Genomic DNA, 17,053 nt, shown 5'->3' on the forward strand with positions numbered 1-17,053 from the left:
CGTCTTGTCGCCTTCGTTGTGGAGCAGACGCCGGATACTCGCCACCGTCGCCGGAGCCGCGGCGGTCCCCGCCCTGCCATCGATCCTCACGCTCAGCGCCTCCCCCGCCCACGCGGCTCCGACCGCGCCCGGTGATCCGGAGAACGGCCTCCCCGCCACCGATCAGGGCAAGGCCGTCTGGGCCTACAAGACCGGCGGGCGCGCTGTTCGTGAGGGGGCAGCGGCCGCGCTCGTCGGCACGCCGGCCGCGCTGACCGCCTTCCTCACCACCGAACTGCCCGCCGCTCGCGCGGAGGACAACCGCTTCGCCATCCTGACCAGCCTCTCCGAGGCGGGCCGGTCCGTGACGGACAGCGCGAACGCGGCGCTGTCCGGCGGGGACGAGGCGATCGCCGAGTTCCTGAGCGACGGCTTCGTCGCACCGGTCAAGGAAGACCTGCGGGTCGCGGTGTTCTCCGCCCTCAACAACGGTGGCACCGCGGTGAAGCGCGAAGCCTCCAAGGCCCTGGACGCCAACACCGAGGAAGCGTTCGAGACCTTCCTGAGGACGACCCAGTACACGGCGCAGGAGGAGGACGACCGGGTAGCGGTCTTCACCATCCTCAGCACCGCGTCGCCCGAGGTGAAGAAGTACGCGCAGCGCGCCCTGGAGGACGGGTCCCCCGAGGCGATCCGCCTCTTCCTCTCCTCCGGCCAGCACATCGCCCGTGCCCGCGACGAGGAAGCCGCCACGATCGAGCAGCTCGTCGCGATCGTGGAGCGCGAGGGCAAGCGCGCCAAGCAGACGACGGACAAGGCCGTCGCCTACTCCGAGCGCGCCAAGGAGGCCGCCGAGAAGGCCAAGACCGCCGCCCTGAAGGCGGCGGAGGAAGCCAAGGCCGCCCAGCAGGACGTCCGCAAGTCGGCCAGAGCCGCGAACAACGCCGCGAGCGCCGCGCGCGGGGCCGCGTCCGCCGCCAATACGGCCATCGCCGCCTCGCGTACGGCCCAGGCCGCCTCCAGCCGCGCCGCCCAGGCCGCACAGGCCGCGGCCGCTGCCGCCGCCTCGGCCGGAAACGCCGCGGCCCGCGCCTACAACGCCGCGATCGCCGCGTCCAAGGACGCCTCGAAGGCCTCCGCGGCACGGTCGGCCGCCGTGGGCGCCCGGAACGCCGCCGCCCGTGCCCGTACCGCGGCCAAGGCCGCCGACCACGCCGCCACCGCCTCCAGCCAGGCGTCGGCCGCCGGATCGGCCGCCGCGAGCGCCGCCCGCAACGCCGCCGCGGCCGCCAACGCCTCGGCCGACGCCGCCGCTTCCGCGGGCGCCGCGCAGTCCCAGGCCGCCAAGGCCCGCCAGGCCGCGGCCGAGGCCAACGCCGCAGCCGCCCGGGCGACCCGCGCCGCGGGCACCGCTCAGGCCCTGGCGAACCGCGCCGCCGCAGCCGCCCGGGTGGCCCGCGACGCGGCCAACAGCGCCGCCGCCCACGCCGACAAGGCAGCAGCCGCGGCGGAGGAGGCTGCTGCCAACGCGGGCAAGGCGATCGAGTACGCCAAGCGCTCCACCCAGTACGGCAAGCAGGCGGTCGAGGCGGCCAACACCGCGGCCGACGCCGTCAAGGAAGCCCAGGAGGTCGAGGCGGCGGCCCGGAAGGCGGAGACCGACCGGATCGCCGAGGAGACCGAGCTCGGCATCCTGGAGGCCCGGGTGCGGGCGGAGGCCGAGATCGCGGACGCCGAACGGGTGGAGAAGCAGCTCACCCAGGCGGCCCAGACCTCGGACGAGATCAAGGGGCTCATTTCCACCGCCGAGGCGGCGCTGGCGGCCGGGAACACCGCGTCCGCCGTTACGGTCGGCCGCAAGGCCGCCGTACGGCTCCTCGACTCCAGCGGCACCTGGACCCGGGGGGCCGCCGAGTTCGCCCTGGCCGGTTCCGACCACGACGTGGCCAACTGGATCGACGCCGACCGCCTGCTCGCCCAGCAGCAGGACGACCGGGAGAACGTTCTCGCGCTGGCTCAGGCCTCGACCGCCGGGGTCGCCGAGGGTGCCGAGCGGGCGCTGGCGGACAGCGACCCGAACGCGGCCACCGCCTTCCTGGAGTCCGGGGCCATCGAAGCGGCGGCCGTGGAGAACCGGGTCATGGTGTTCAAGATCCTCGCCCAGGACCCGGGCCGGGCCGTCAAGGCGAAGGCCCAGGCGGCACTGGACGCCGGAACGCCCCAGGCGCTCCACCACTTCCTCACCGTCGAGCTCACGGCGGCGACGAAGGAGGACGACCAGGTCGAGATATTCCGCCTCCTGGAGACCGGCGGCCCCTACATGCGTTCGGCCGCGCAGATCGTCCTGGAGGGCTCCGCGCGGATGCGGCGCGCCTTCGTCGTCCGCGACAAGTTCAACATCGCCCGCCTCGACCACGACCACGCCACCCACGTCTCCGCGATCCGGGCGACCCTCGCACATGCGGCGAAGGTCGCGGCGAAGGCCCTGGAGGACGCGGCCCGGGCCTCCAAGGCGGCCGCGGACGCCCGGAAGGCCGCCAAGGAGGCGGCCGAGTGGGCGGCCAAGGCCGACGACTACGCCCAGGACGCCGCGAACTCCGCCACCCAGGCCAGGGCGAACGCGGATGCCGCCGACAAGTCCGCGGCGTCCGCTGCCCAGTCGGCCAAGGCCGCGAGCGCCGCCGCGCTGACCGCGCGGGGTGCGGCGCGTTCGGCGAACTACTCGATGCGCCGGGCCTCGGCCTCCGCCAAGCAGGCTGTGGCGTACGCGGTGGACGCCCAGGCCTCAGCCGCCCGGGCGGCGGCCTCCGCCCAGCAGGCCGGCCAGGACGCGCGGGCCGCCGCTGCGGCGGCCAGCCAGGCCCGCGCGATCGCCGCGCAGAAGCGGCGGGCCGAGGCGGCAGCGGCGGCGAAGAAGGCCGCCGAGGAGGCGAAGAAGCACCAGGAGAACGGCACCAACCCCTCGGACAAGCCGGAGAACGACGACACCGGCGACACCAAATGGCTCGGCCTGTGGCCCGAGGACATGAAGGACCCCAAGGACTGGGCGGCGGCCACCGGCCACTGGAGCACCGTCTTCGGCACGGCCTCGGTCGTGCTCGGCGTGGCGGCCCTGTTCCCGACGCCCGCCTCGCCGGTCCTCGGCGGGCTGGCCTTCGGGGCCGGTCTCATCTCCTGGGGCCTGCAGGGTGTCAGCGCGGGCCTGAGCGGCTGGGGCTACGGCTGGGACAGCAGCCAGTTCCACCAGGCTCTCGGGCTGTTCGTGGTCGGCGGCGTCTTCTTCGGCAAGGGACGGCTGTTCAGCAAGTTCGGTGTGGCGGAGGAGATCGGCGCGAAGGTCTCCGGCGTCGTGAGCGACGCGGCGACCACGGTCGTCGGCTGGCTCACCTGGTAGGCGACGGGAAGCCCCTTGCTCACCTCTTCGTTCTCCACCACGCACTGGTGGATCGCCGCTGCCGTCTCCGGCATCGCCCTCGCCGTGGCGGCCCAGTTCCTGGCCGCCACGGCGAAGGGCCGCGTACTCACCGCCCTGCTGCCGATGGCGGGAGCCGCGTCCGTGGTCGTGGACTCGGCCGTGCGCGACTACGAGGGGAACACCCCGCTGGCGCTGTACACGGCCACCATGCTGGGTCTGACCCTCTGCCGGATCATTTTCGCCGGCTATCTCCGGAGGCAGCGCGAAGTGGTGCGTTCGGGGCAGCAGATGGAACCGCTCACGGGGAAGCAGACCGCGCTCTTCTTCCTCACCTTCACAGCCGTCGTGACGGCGATGGCGGTCGTGCTGTGAAAAACCCCTGAGCATTCCCCGCCACCCATTCGCCACCGACCATTCGCCGCTTCCCGCTTCCCGCTTCCCGCTTCCCGCTTCCCGCTTCCGAAAGGAGCTCTCGTGGCCCTCCCCCTGTGGGTGCTCGTGGCACTGATTCCCGAAGTAGTGCTCACCTGCTCGCTGCTGCGCTGGCTGCCGGTGAAGCGGGAGCGGTGGATGGCGGCCATGCCGCTTCCGGTGACCGTCGTACTGGCCCTGACGCTGCGGCTTCTCGCCGAGGTGTCGTGGCCGACCGTCCTCGCCACCTGCGCGGGGTTCCTCTGGGGTGCCGTGCTCGCGTTGGCACCCTTCCGCGGGTGGGTGTCGTCCTGGACGCTCCCGCTGCGTGGCGAGGCGCGGCTGCGGTGGCCGGAGGCGGCGCTCGTGGTGGTGGGGGTGGTCACCCCCCTGTCGGGCAAGCGGACGGACGCGGCGCTGGAGAAGGCGTTCGCGGTACGTCAGGTGGTACGGGCCCGGGGGCCTTTTCCCGCGGCCCTGGGAATGGCGCTGCTGGTGCTTCCGACGGCGGCCGCGGTGGTTGCCGGGTGGGTCACCCGATAGGCGCCGGGCACGGGCACCGCACGACAACTCGTGTTTGAATACGCAGACTTGAGCCGGAAATTCGGCGAGAGAAACAAAGAGACACCGCACACATATCCATGAACGGAAAGGCAATCATCATGAAGCTTGCGCGACGCGTGGTCGCCACGGGCGTGGCAACCGCCGCCTGCATCGCGGCGGTCGTCACCGTGGCCCACGCCGACGAGGCTCGGACCAGACCTGCGGCAGCCGCCGCGGACGAGCTTCCCCCGCACGCCGTCGAGGACTTCGCCTACCCGGGAGCGGACCGGATCGAGGCGGAGCTCGGCATCGTCCTCAAGCGCGGCAACGGCCACATCACCCTCGCGGACTGCGCCTCCGACGGCAGCTTCCTGGAGGTGTACTCGCGCACCAAGGGCCGGATCTGCTTCCGCGTGACGGGCACGACCGGCTACCTCAGCGTGGAGATACCCACGGTCTACGGCGTCAAGGGCGCGGCCTCGCACGAGGCCGACGTGAAGCTGACCGCCGAGGACGACGAGCAGAACATCTCCGTCGCCAAGAACGAGTGGAAGGGCGTCGGGGAGGCCGCGGACCCGGAGGGCCGCGACCACGTGTTGGTCGAGCTCTCCACCTCCGCGTGATCTCCGCGTAGCTCAGTCTCCGTAGGCCCCGTGCCTCGCACGCGCAGTCCGTCCCACGCGTACGAGGCACGGGGCCGTTCCGAAGCGTGCCTTTATGCTTTCCGGGCACATCGGCTCTCCGGAAGGCGCACAACGTGAACTACAGGGTCCAGCCCACAGCCCAGGTCGACGAGACCGCCGAGATCGGGGCAGGCTCCAGCGTCTGGGAGCTGGCACAGATCCGCGAGGGCGCCCGGCTCGGCGAGGGCTGCGTCGTCGGCCGCGGCGCTTACGTCGGTACCGGTGTGCGCATCGGCGACAACGTGAAGCTGCAGAACTACGCCCTCGTCTACGAGCCGGCGGAGCTCGGCGACGGCGTCTTCGTCGGCCCCGCGGTCGTCCTCACCAACGACCACAACCCTCGCTCGGTCGACCCCGACGGCAAGCAGAAGCGCGGGGGTGACTGGGAGGCCGTGGGTGTCAAGGTAGCCGAGGGGGCCTCGCTCGGCGCGCGCTCGGTCTGTGTCGCTCCGGTCCGGATCGGCCGATGGGCGATGGTCGCTGCGGGTGCTGTGGTCACCAAGGACGTACCGGACTTCGCGCTGGTCGTCGGCGTACCGGCCCGGCAGATCGGCTGGGTCGGACGGGCCGGAGTACGACTGACCGAGCGCACGGGCGAGCCGGGCGTGTGGGAGTGCCCGCAGAGCGGAACGGTCTACGACGAGACGGACGGCGTGCTGTCCGAGCGCTGAGAGGCATTCCGTCCGAAGACGCGGAGAGGGCGGGCGCCCGGCCTGGGCGCCCGCCCTCTCCGCGTCTTCGGACGGCTCAGCCGCCGATGACCACGCGGCGCACGCCCGCCCAGTTGGCCGGGTCCGTGGTGCGGCGGCCGTCGACGAGGACGCGCACGTCCGGGAGGTCGGCGGCGGACAGCTCGCGGTACTCGGCGTGGTCCGCCTGGAGGATCGCGGCGGTGACGGCCTGGCCCTCGTGCGGGATGAGGCCGAGGGCGGTCAGCTCCTCGGGGGTGTACATCGGGTCCGAGACGAACGGCACCGCGCCACGCGCCTTGAGGGACTCGACGACTCCGAAGACGCCGGAGAACGCGGTCTCCTTGACGCCACCGCGGTAGGCCGCGCCCAGCACCAGGACTCCGACGCCGTCCAGGTCGCCGTAGGCGGCGGCCAGCAGGTCGACGGCGTACGCGGGCATCGCGGCGTTGGCCTCGCGGGCCGAGCGTACGACGGTGGCCTCCGGGTCGTTCCACAGGTACATCCGCGGGTAGATCGGGATGCAGTGGCCGCCGACGGCGATGCCCGGCTGGTGGATGTGGCTGTAGGGCTGGCTGTTGCAGGCCTCGATGACCTTCTTGACGTCGATGTCGTTCCGGTCGGCGAACCGGGCGAACTGGTTGGCCAGGCCGATGTTGACGTCGCGGTAGGTGGTCTCGGCGAGCTTCGCGAGCTCGGAGGCCTCCGCCGTGCCGAGGTCCCAGACACCGTTCGGGCGCGGCAGGTCCTCACGCTCGTCGAAGTCGAGCACGGACTCGTAGAAGGTGACGCCCGCCGCGGCGGACGCCTCGTCGATGCCGCCGACAAGCTTGGGGTAGCGGCGCAGGTCGGCGAAGACCCGGCCGGTGAGGACGCGCTCCGGCGAGAAGACGAGGTGGAAGTCCTCGCCCGGGGTGAGACCCGAGCCCTCGGCCAGCATCGGCGCCCAGCGGGTACGGGTCGTGCCGACCGGCAGCGTGGTCTCGTAGCTGACCAGCGTGCCGGGCTTGAGGCCCGCCGCGATGGCCTTGGTCGCGGCGTCCATCCAGCCGAAGTCGGGGGTGCCCTCGGCGTCCACGAAGAGGGGGACGACGACCACGACGGCGTCGGACGCGGCGACCGCGGCCGTGGTGTCCGTCGTGGCGGAAAGCAGACCGGCGCCGACCGTCTCCTTCAGCTTGACGTCCAGGTCGTGCTCACCGGGGAACGGCTCGGTGGCCGCGTTGACCAGCTCGACGACCTTCTCGTTGACGTCCGCGCCGATGACCTTGTGGCCCTTGGCGGCGAACTGCACGGCGAGCGGAAGTCCGATCTTGCCGAGCGCGACTACACAGATGTTCATCGGGTTACTTCCTCTTCGACCTGGACAGTGTGCGGCGCAGCCGTGCGCCCACGCTCTTCGACCTGGACAGCGTTCGGCGCAGCCGTGCGCCCACGCTGGGCTTCGGTTCCCACAGCGGGGCCGTCGTGATCACGAGACGGCCCTTCGTGTTCGGGTTCGCCGCGACACGGTGGGGGGCGGTGCTCCCCCAGCGGCGTGCCAGCGGCAGCGGCTGCCCTTCGGTGCGGACCGGGATCTCGTACGTCGAACCCGCCACGTCCGCGTAGAGGCGGACGCCCCTCTTGGCGCGCGCGGCGGCGAGCGGGATGCGGGCGGTCAGCAGGGTACCGCCGTCCTCGGCGGTCCCGGCCGTGAGCGTGCCGGTCCTCTTCGGGCGCGGGGCGTCCTTGGGGAGCTTGCGCGCACCGGGCTTGTCCGCGCTCTGCGGCATGGCTCCCTGGGCCAGGGCGACGACGGCCGAGGCCGTGTCGCCGGTGACGCCGACGCGCAGCTTCACGGTGAGCGCGAGCTCCTCGCCGTGCTGCTCCCAGTCGGCCGACTCCAGTCGCGTACCGGCGGAGAGGCGTCCCGCCACCGTCTCGCCGAGCACCTCGTAGTACCGCTCGTCGAGGCCGACGGCCGCGTCCCGGAATCCGGGGTAGACGGCGAAGGCCCGGTCGCCCTCCAGCAGGAAGGGCGGCGCTCCGTGGTCGGTCTCCTCCGCGATGGCGCGGGTGAGCTCCTCGACGGCGCCGCGCCGGGCCAGGCCGAAGCGCACGCGGCGCTTGACTCCGGTGCCGTCGCGCAGGCCGTCGGTGAAGTAGGTGTCCACCAGCGCGCCGACGCCCTCGCACACCTGGCGGCGGGTGTCCGGGTCGAGGGCGGGGAAGTCCTTCTGGAGGAGCTTGGAGAGCTCCCAGTCGAAGTGGCGCTTGAGCACCGCGTCACGCTGCGGACCCGCGGGGATCAGAGCGGCTGTGTGCTCCATGATCCTTGCGGTGCACCGGAGCCGGGCCAGGTGGTTCGCCCGGTAGGTGATGTTGCTGGCGTCGCCGCGCTTGACCGCGTAGTAGCAGGTGTAGTCGGAGATCACGGAGATCTTCCGGGCCCGGACGCACGCCTCGATGGTGAACGGCTGGTCGCTGCCGACCGGCAGGTCCTCGGGGAAGCGGAGTCCGTGCTTCTCCACCAGTTCACGGCGGAAGAGCTTGGTGTTGGCCAGCGTGAAGGGAAGCGCCGAGTCGTAGAGGCTGATGCTGGGATGGTTCCCGTCGTACAGCTTCTGGTGGACGTAGCGCCCGTTCGTGCCGACCATCCTGCCGACGACCACGTCCGACTCGTTGGCGTCGGCACAGGCGACCATCCGCTCCAGCGCCTCTTCGCCGAGATAGTCGTCCGCACCTATGAAATAGACGAAACGGCCTGTGGCCACGCCCAGCGCCCGGTTACTCGGCGCGGCAGGGCCCCCGGAGTTCGGCTGGTGGATCACCTTCACCACGTCGGGGTAGCGCTCGGCGAACCGGTCGAGCTCCGCACCGCTCCCGTCGGTCGACCCGTCGTCGACGGCCACGACCTCCAGCCGCTCCGGGCCGATGCTCTGCCGGACCAGGGAGTTCAGACACTCCGTGAGGTAGGGCATGGTGTTGTAGACGGCGACGACGACGGTGACATCGGGGTCTCGTGTCATGCCATCACCTGGGAGCCCGGCTGTTCCGCGTCCACCGGTGCCGCTCCGGTGAGCCGCGTGTACACGCCGTCCAGGACCTCGGCCTGAGCCTCCCAGGTCCAGTTCTCCAGCAGCCCCTCGCGTCCGTAGGCAGCGCGGTACTTCGCCGGGTCTGCGAGCACCGACTTGACCGCCCGTACGTAGTCGGACACGTCCTCAGCGGTGAAGACCTCGCCCTGGCCGGTCCGGGCGACCATCTCCCCCATCGTCTTGACGTCGCTCACCACGAACGGCAGGCGGGCGTGGGAGTACTCGAAGAACTTGGTGATCAGGGCGATCTCGTGGTTCGGCCAGTGGTGGATGGGGATGACGCCCACGTCCGCCGCTGACAGGAAGGGGACCACCTGGTAGTGAGGCACGTACGGCAGGATGTGCAGCCGGTCGGAGACACCCAGTTCGGCGGCGCGCTCCTTGAGCTCCTGCATGTACGCCGAGTTGGGCCGCAGGACGACGAAGGCCACGTGCGTGCCGGGGAGCTGGGGCAGTCCCTCGACCATGACGTCGAGGCCCCGCTGCGGCGCCGCAGCGCCGCTGTAGACCGCCAGCGGGACGTCCGGACCGATGCCGCACAGTTCACGCAGGTCGGGCACCGGCTCCGCGGCCTGCTCCGGAGAGATCTCGGCGTCCGGGGCGTTGAGCACCACCTCCGGCAGGGCCTTCAGGCCGTGACGCTCGACCAGCATCTCCGCCAGGGTGCTGGAGACGGTGGTGACGGCGTCGGCGTACTTCGCGTACTCCCGCTCGTGCCCGCACTGCGCGACGTGCCAGCGCGGGTGCGGGCTCCACGGCTTGATGCCGGGCAGGAACTCGTGCACGTCCCAGAGGAGCTTGACCGTCCGCCCCTTGGCCTCGGCGCGCAGCTTCGCCCGCGCGGCCACGCCGAGCATGCGGAAGTCGTTGGCGTGGATCACGTCGGGTTCGAGCCGGTCGATGACCTTCCCGTACGCCAGCTCGAAGTCCCACAGGGCCGGGTCGAGGCGTCGCCAGGCCCGGTCACCCATGGTGCGAATCCAGAAAGCCGTGGTGAAACGGTCCAGCCGCGAATCCATGCTCTTGCGACGCTGTGCGAGCGCCTCAGTGCGACCGGCCCGGAGGTGCACCCACTTGCTCAGCGTCTTCGCCAGCAGACGGGGAGGCAGCAGACGTGCGGTGCCCAGCGGCGACCCGCTGCGCCTGGCTTCGACGCTCCGGACGTTCAGCTCGGCGCGCCAGGCCTTCATCCGCTGCTTGCGGTACTCGGCGAGCGGGCCGGGCGGATACGCGAGAGGCGAACGCAGCACGGCCCTGCGGTACTCGTGACGGCGGCGATGCATGGGCGTCGGCACATGCAACAGGCGGACCTGGGCGTCGCCGAGCCACCACTTCTGGTTCTTCTTGGTGGGCGACTTGCCCAGAAGCACCACGTCCCAGCCGGCCTCCGCCGCTGAGCGGGCTTCCTTCTGCACCCGGGAATCGCCGTTGACGCCGTTGTCGACGAGCATGACGATCTTTCCCCGGGAACTGCGCTCCGGCCCCGCGGCCGAGCTGTCAATCGCCATGACGAGCGTGCTCTCCTGTCTCAAATACGACGGTCCGGCCACTGTTGGCCGAGTCGAGCAGCGATGTCGCCACCTCGACGGTACGAAGCCCCTGGCGCAGCGTGCAGATGTCGGCGGGCTTGCCCTGTACAGCGTCGCGGAAGAGCTCGTGCTCGACAAGCAGCGGCTCGCGCTTGGGGATGGCGTAGCGGATCATGTCGCCCTCGGCGACCCCGCGGAACGCGCGCAGCGCCTCCCACTCGGTGGTGACGGCGGCGTTGGAGTGGAACGTGAGGTCGGCGGTGAGGGTGTCGGCGATGAAACAGCCGCGCTCACCGGTGACCGAGGTGAAGCGCTCCTTGAGCGGGCTCAGCCAGTTGACCAGGTGGTTGACCATCGTGCCGTCGGACAGCTGGCCGACCGCGGAGACCATGTCCTCGTGCGGGCGGCCGGACTTGGAGACGGTGTGGGCGGCGATCGAGGTGTACGCCTGGCCGGTGACCCAGCTGGTCAGGTCGATGTCGTGGGTGGCCAGGTCCTTGACCACGCCGACGTCCGCGATGCGGTGCGGGAAGGGGCCCTGGCGGCGGGTGACGACCTGGTAGACGTCGCCCAGCTCGCCGGCCTCCAGGCGGGCGCGGAGGGAGAGGAGGGCCGGGTTGCAGCGCTCGATGTGGCCGACGCCGGCGACCAGGTCGCGGGATTCGAAGGCCTCGACGAGGCGGCGGGAGCCTTCGACGGTGTCGGCGAGCGGCTTCTCGATCAGGGCGCAGACACCGGCGTCGGCGAGCTGGAGGCCGACCTCCTCGTGCAGGCCGGTGGGGCAGGCCACGACGGCGTAGTCGATGCCGAGGGCGATGAGCTCCTCGACGGTGGAGAGCACGGGGGCGCCCTGGGCCCAGCCGTTCTTGTCGCCCATCGGGTCGACGACGCCGACCAGCTCGACGCCCTCAAGGCTCGCGAGGACACGGGCGTGGTGGCGGCCCATGGAGCCGAGGCCGACGAGCCCGGCCTTCAGTACGGCGCTCACAGGTTCTCCCCCAGGGAGTTCACGGCGGCGACGATCCGCTCCAGGTCGCCCTCGGTGAGGGAGGGGTGGACGGGCAGCGAGACGACCTCGGCGGCGGCCTTCTCGGTTTCCGGCAGGTCCCAGGTGCGGCCCGCCTTCTGGTCCGGCTCCCAGTAGGGCTTCAGGCGGTGGATCGGCGTCGGGTAGTAGACCGCGTTGCCGACGCCAGCCTCGGTGAGCCTGGCCATCGCGGCGTCCCGGTCGCCCCGGATCCGCACGGTGTACTGGTGGTAGATGTGGCGCGCGCCCTCGGCCACCGGCGGGGTGGTGACGCTCGGGGCGGTGATGTTGGCGTCGAGGTAGGCAGCGTTGGCTCGGCGCTGCTCGGTCCAGCCCTCCAGCTTGCCGAGCTGTACGCGGCCGACGGCGGCGGACACGTCGGTCATCCGCATGTTGGCGCCGACGATCTCGTTGGCGTACCGCTGCTCCATGCCCTGGTTGCGCAGCAGGCGCAGGGTGCGGGCCAGTTCGGCGTCGGCCGTTGTGACCATGCCGCCTTCGAGGGAGTGCATGTTCTTGGTCGGGTAGAAGCTGAAGGTGCCGCCCGCGCCGAACGCGCCGACGGGGGTGCCGTTCAGGGCCGCCGCGTGCGCCTGGCAGGCGTCCTCGACCACGGCGAGCTTGTGCTTGTCGGCGATCGGCATGAGCTTGTCCATCGCCGCCGGGTGGCCGTAGAGGTGCACCGGCATGATCGCGGCGGTGCGCGGCGTGATCGCGGCCTCGACCGCCGCCGGGTCGAGGCCGAAGCTGCCCGGCTCGATGTCGGCGAACACCACGTCGGCACCGACCAGGCGGACCGCGTTCGCGGAGGCCGCGAAGGAGAAGGACGGGACGATCACCTCGTCGCCGGGGCCGATGCCCAGGGCGAGCAGCAGCAGGTGCAGGGCCGAGGTGCCCGAGTTGACCGCGACGCAGTGCCGGTCGTCGACCAGCCGCGAGAACCCTTCCTCGAAGGCCGCCACCTCCGGGCCCTGCACGACGCGACCGCTGCGCAGCACCCGTACGGCTGCCTCGATCTCGTCTTCTCCGATGACCGGACGGGCAGCAGGAATCGGCTGCTCGTTGATGCTCGTCATGGACGTCCTCCTTGAACACCGCAAGAGCTCGTTACCAGGCAGAGCTCTGAGGTGCGGGACGTCTTACGAGGTCGCGCGTAACCCCACCGGCGCGATGCCGACGCCCTGCCGAGGAATCTGGTCCGGCCGCCAACACCGCCGGGACCTGTCACCGCCTGTAGTTTTCATGAAGAACGCTCACAGGCATGGCAACCGTCGTCACATTATCAGGGATTTCTGGCCCAATTTCGGGCTCGTTAACCGGCGCTTGCATCAGTTCCGAAACAAAGCAGGTGCCCCGCCCCGATGCGCTCGGGGCGGGGCACCTGAAGGTGAACAACCGGTTACGAATTCATCAGCCGGCCGACGGCGCGCCCTCTGCGGAGGGCGCAGAAGCGGTCACGGAGGGCGACGACTGCTCGGCGGCGACGGTCTTCTTCGTCGCCTTCTTCGCGGCCGTCTTCGCCGTGGTCTTCTTCGCGGCCGTCTTCTTGGCGGCGGTCTTCTTGGCCGCCGTCTTCTTCGCCGGTGCCTTCTTGGCGGCGGCCTTGCGGGCCGTCTTCTTCGCCGGGGCCGGTTCCGTGGATTCCGGGGCCTCCGCGGACTCCGGGGCCTTCGCCTCGGGCTCCTCAGGAGACTCTGGAGCCTTGGAAGCGTCGGGCGCCTCGGGAGTCGACACGACCACGACCACCGCTGCCTCGTCCGACCCCGTGGGCGAGCCCGCCGGAGCGGTGACCTTGCGGGTCACCCGGCGCCGGGCACGCGGCGGGGCGGCCACGGGAGCCTCGGCCTCGGGGGCCTTCTCCGCCGGAGCCTGGGGGGCCGGAGCCTCGGGGGCCTCGGGGGCCTCGACGACCGGGTCCTCCACCGCGACCGGGTCCGTGGCGGGCTCGGCGGGCCGGACCGGCTCGGCGGCCTCGGCCTGCTTCGGCGAGCCCGCCGGGGCGGACGCCTTGCGGGTGGCCCGGCGGCGCGTACGGCCCTGGGGCGCGGCCTCGGCCGGAGCCTCGGGGGCCGGTGCGGGCTCGGCCGCCTCGGCGACCGGGGCTTCCGCTACGGGGGTTTCGACCACCGGGGACTCCGCGACCGGCCCGGGTGCGGCCTCGGCCACGGGAGCCTCGGCGGGCGCCTCCGTCTTCGGCGTGCCGGCCGGGGCCGACGCCTTGCGGGAGGACCGACGGCGGCCACGGCCGCGCGAGGCGGCCGCCTCGGCCTCGGCCGGGCTGCTGTAGAACTCCTCGTCCGCGGTGACCTCGGGCTCCACCGCCACCGGGGCGGCGACCTCGGCGGCCAGCTCGGCCTCGGTCTCCGTCTCGGTGTCGATGACCGCCTGGTCGTCGTGGCCGTGCTCGTGGTCCTGGCCGGAGCCGCCGCGGCCGCGCTTGCGGGACTTCTTGCCGCCGCCACCGCCGCCCACGGACGTCGGCTGCTCCATGTGGACGATGACACCGCGCCCGTTGCAGTGGACGCAGGTCTCGGAGAATGACTCCAACAGGCCCTGGCCCACCCGCTTGCGGGTCATCTGGACCAGGCCCAGCGAGGTGACCTCGGCGACCTGGTGCTTGGTGCGGTCGCGGCCCAGGCACTCCAGCAGGCGCCGCAGCACCAGGTCCCGGTTGGACTCCAGGACCATGTCGATGAAGTCGACGACGACGATGCCGCCGAGGTCGCGCAGCCTCAGCTGGCGCACGATCTCCTCGGCCGCCTCCAGGTTGTTCCTGGTGACGGTCTCCTCCAGGTTGCCGCCCTGGCCGGTGAACTTGCCGGTGTTGACGTCGACGACGACCATCGCCTCGGTCTTGTCGATCACCAGCGAACCGCCGCTGGGCAGGTAGACCTTGCGGTCCAGCGCCTTCATCAGCTGCTCGTCGATGCGGTACGTCGCGAAGACGTCCACCTCGGAGGTCCAGCGCGAGAGCCGCTCGGTGAGGTCGGGCGCCACGTGCGAGACGTAACCGTGGATGGTCTCCCAGGCGTCGTCACCGCTGACGATGACCTTGGAGAAGTCCTCGTTGAAGATGTCGCGGACGACCCGGACGGTCATGTCCGGCTCGCCGTAGAGCAGCGTCGGCGCGTTGGAGCCGCTGGTGCCCTTCGCCTTCTTCTGGATGTCCTCCCACTGCTGCTGGAGCCGCTCGACGTCACGGCGCAGCTCGTCCTCGCTCGCGCCCTCGGCGGCGGTGCGCACGATGACGCCCGCGTCCTCGGGGACGATCTTCTTGAGGATGGTCTTGAGGCGGGAGCGCTCGGTGTCGGGCAGCTTGCGGCTGATCCCGGTCATCGAGCCCTCGGGCACGTAGACGAGGTAGCGGCCGGGCAGCGAGACCTGGCTCGTCAGACGCGCGCCCTTGTGGCCGATCGGGTCCTTGGTGACCTGCACCAGGACCGACTGGCCGGACTTGAGGGCGGTCTCGATGCGGCGCGGCCCGTGGGCCATGCCGAGCGCCTCGAAGTTGACCTCACCGGCGTACAGGACGGCGTTGCGGCCCTTGCCGATGTCGACGAAGGCGGCCTCCATGGACGGCAGTACGTTCTGGACCTTGCCCAGGTAGACGTTGCCGACGTAGCTGGTGGCCTGCTCCTTGTTGACGTAATGCTCGACGAGCACGTTGTCCTCAAGGACGCCGATCTGGGTGCGCTCGCCGTTCTGGCGGACGACCATCACGCGCTCGACGGCCTCGCGGCGTGCCAGGAACTCCGCCTCGGTGATGATCGGGACCCGGCGGCGGCCCTGCTCGCGGCCCTCGCGGCGGCGCTGCTTCTTGGCCTCCATACGGGTCGAGCCCTTGATGGACTGGACCTCGTCGAAGCCGGTGCCCGGCTCGCGCTCCTCCTTCTTGCGGGGCTCACGGACCTTGACGACCGTACGCTCCGGGTCGTCGGCGGTGCCGTGGTCGGCCTCGCCGGCGTCACCGCTACGGCGACGGCGACGGCGACGGCGACGGCTGCTGCTCGACCCGGAGGCCGAGGAGTCCTCGTCCTCGTCGATCTCGTCGGCGTCCTGCACCGGGGCGGGCTCGTCCTCGGCGGGGGCCTCGCCGGAACGGGACGCGGTCCGCGCCTCGTCCCCGTTCTGCTCGGCCTCGTCCGTGTCACCGGCCTCGCCGCGACGACGGCGTCGGCCACCGCGACGACGGCGGCGCGAGGGACGGTCGCCGTACTCGTCGGTGTCCTCGCCCTCCTGCTCGGCATCCGCCTCGGCCTCGGCGGCCTGCCGCTCGGCGGGCTCCTCCACCGGGGCCGCCGGGGCGGCGGGCTCGGCGGCCTGCTCGGCCTCGACGGCCTCGCCACGGCGACGGCGACGGCGACGCGAGCCGCCCTGCGGCGCGGCCTCGGCGGGTGCGGCCTCAGCGGGCGCGGTGCTCTGCTCGGCCTCGGCGGTCTGCTGCTCCTCGGCCTCGTCGACCTCGTCGTACGGCGAGGTCGAACCGGCCGCCGCAGCGGCGGCCGCCGTCTCGGGGGTCTGGAACATGGGCTCGGCGAAGACCGGGGCCTGGAAGACGGCGACCGCGGGGCGGGTCGCACGGCGGCCCTTACGGGTGGGCTCCTCGGTCTTGGCGGTGAACTCGGGGCGGCCCGCGGCGGAGGTGGCGCGGCGGCGCTGGCGTCCGCGCGGAGCCGCCTCCTCGACCTCGTCGGCCTCGGCGGCGAGCTCCTCGGCCACGGCGGCGGGCAGGCTCTCGCCGGTCTCGGCGGCCTCCTCCGCCGGGGCCGCGGTCTCGGCCTCGTCGCCGGCCTGCGGGGCTCCGGCGGGCGCGGTGGCCTTACGGGACGCGCGACGGCGGGTGCGCGGGGAGGGGGTCTCCTCGGCCTCGGCAGCGGGGGCGGCGACGGGCGCCGACTCGGCAGCCGTTTCGGCGGCAGGCGTGACGGGCGCGGCGGCCTGCGGCGTACCGGCGGGGGCCGAGGCACGGCGGCGGGTGCGGCCACGAGGGGCCTCGGCGACGGGCTCGGCGGCCTCGGCGGGCTCGACCACGACGGCGGCCTCGGCGGGCTGCGGGGACCCCGCGGGGGCGGTGGCCTTGCGGGACGCGCGACGGCGGCGGGGCGCCGGGGACTCCTCGACGGTCTCCACCGCGGCCACGGTCTCGTCCTCGGGGTCGGCCTCCGGGGCCGGCTCGGCCGGGGTCTCGACGACCGGGGCGGCGGCCTCGGCGGGCTGCGGCGCACCGGCGGGCGCTGTCGCCTTGCGGACCGCACGGCGGCGGGTGCGCGGCGCGGGCGCGGCGGACTCCTCCTCCACGACGGGCTCCGCGACGGACTCGGCGGCGGCCGGGGCCGCGGTCTCGACGGCCTCGGTGCTCTCCACCGGCGCCGGGGCGCCGGCGGGGGCGGTGGCCTTGCGCACGGCGCGGCGGCGCGTACGGGCGGGAGGGGCGGTCTCGGTGACCGTTTCCTCGGGTGTGTCGTCCGGGGCCGGGGCGGCGGACTCGGCGGCCGGTATGGCCGACGTGACGTCCTCGACGGGCGTCACGGCAGCGCCCGGCGGGCCCGCCGGGCGGGAGGCGGCGCGGCGCCTGCGGCGCGGCGGCAGCTTGTCCCCGGGGGTGTTCTCGTCGTTGTTCCCGGTCGTGCCGGGTTCGTTCGGCTGAGGCATGCGGGCGGTTCTCCCGTCGTGCTCCCGGGCGCCGCGTCTGATTCCGGT

11 protein-coding genes are annotated in these 17,053 nt (G+C 72.4%); 5 read left to right on the forward strand and 6 right to left on the reverse strand.

The window, feature by feature from the left end; translation table 11 throughout:
- The first annotated feature begins 4 nt into the window (after positions 1–4).
- The 5 genes from RI138_RS09195 (at position 5) to RI138_RS09215 (ending at position 5,702) form a co-directional block, all read left to right on the forward strand.
- Complete coding sequence (locus RI138_RS09195) at positions 5–3,373, forward strand: hypothetical protein (protein WP_311119503.1); 3,369 nt, start codon at positions 5–7, stop codon at positions 3,371–3,373.
- A gap of 15 nt (positions 3,374–3,388) precedes the next feature.
- The gene (locus RI138_RS09200; protein WP_096632924.1) at positions 3,389–3,766 is read left to right on the forward strand and encodes a hypothetical protein; all 378 of its coding nucleotides are present in this window, start codon (positions 3,389–3,391) and stop codon (positions 3,764–3,766) included.
- Positions 3,767–3,868: 102 nt separating this feature from the next.
- Complete coding sequence (locus RI138_RS09205; protein ID WP_311119504.1) at positions 3,869–4,348, forward strand: hypothetical protein; 480 nt, start codon at positions 3,869–3,871, stop codon at positions 4,346–4,348.
- 119 nt (positions 4,349–4,467) lie between these two features.
- The gene (locus tag RI138_RS09210) at positions 4,468–4,971 is read left to right on the forward strand and encodes a hypothetical protein (protein ID WP_311119505.1); all 504 of its coding nucleotides are present in this window, start codon (positions 4,468–4,470) and stop codon (positions 4,969–4,971) included.
- Positions 4,972–5,105: 134 nt separating this feature from the next.
- Positions 5,106–5,702: an acyltransferase gene (locus RI138_RS09215; RefSeq protein WP_311119506.1), complete on the forward strand. Its 597-nt coding sequence runs from the start codon at positions 5,106–5,108 to the stop codon at positions 5,700–5,702.
- A 76-nt stretch (positions 5,703–5,778) separates the two neighbouring features.
- On the opposite strand, the gene RI138_RS09220 is transcribed toward RI138_RS09215, so the two are convergent.
- The 6 genes from RI138_RS09220 to RI138_RS09245 form a co-directional block, all read right to left on the reverse strand.
- Positions 5,779–7,062, reverse strand: a complete 1,284-nt coding sequence (locus RI138_RS09220) for a nucleotide sugar dehydrogenase (RefSeq protein WP_096632920.1) — start codon at positions 7,060–7,062, stop codon at positions 5,779–5,781.
- A 4-nt stretch (positions 7,063–7,066) separates the two neighbouring features.
- On the reverse strand, positions 7,067–8,728 hold the full coding sequence (locus RI138_RS09225; RefSeq protein WP_311119507.1) for a glycosyltransferase family 2 protein: 1,662 nt from the start codon (positions 8,726–8,728) through the stop codon (positions 7,067–7,069).
- Positions 8,725–10,305: a glycosyltransferase family 4 protein gene (locus tag RI138_RS09230; protein WP_311119508.1), complete on the reverse strand. Its 1,581-nt coding sequence runs from the start codon at positions 10,303–10,305 to the stop codon at positions 8,725–8,727. Before RI138_RS09230 ends, RI138_RS09225 begins: the two co-directional genes overlap by 4 nt.
- Complete coding sequence (locus tag RI138_RS09235) at positions 10,295–11,314, reverse strand: Gfo/Idh/MocA family protein (protein ID WP_311119509.1); 1,020 nt, start codon at positions 11,312–11,314, stop codon at positions 10,295–10,297. The genes RI138_RS09230 and RI138_RS09235 overlap by 11 nt, the downstream gene beginning before the upstream one ends.
- A complete protein-coding gene (locus RI138_RS09240; protein ID WP_311119510.1) occupies positions 11,311–12,429 on the reverse strand; it encodes a DegT/DnrJ/EryC1/StrS family aminotransferase in 1,119 nt (372 codons plus the stop codon). Before RI138_RS09240 ends, RI138_RS09235 begins: the two co-directional genes overlap by 4 nt.
- Before the next feature lie 334 nt (positions 12,430–12,763).
- Complete coding sequence (locus tag RI138_RS09245; protein ID WP_311119511.1) at positions 12,764–17,005, reverse strand: Rne/Rng family ribonuclease; 4,242 nt, start codon at positions 17,003–17,005, stop codon at positions 12,764–12,766.
- Between the last annotated feature and the right edge of the window lie 48 nt (positions 17,006–17,053).

Source organism: Streptomyces durocortorensis, assembly GCF_031760065.1.
Taxonomy (GTDB): Bacteria; Actinomycetota; Actinomycetes; order Streptomycetales; family Streptomycetaceae; genus Streptomyces.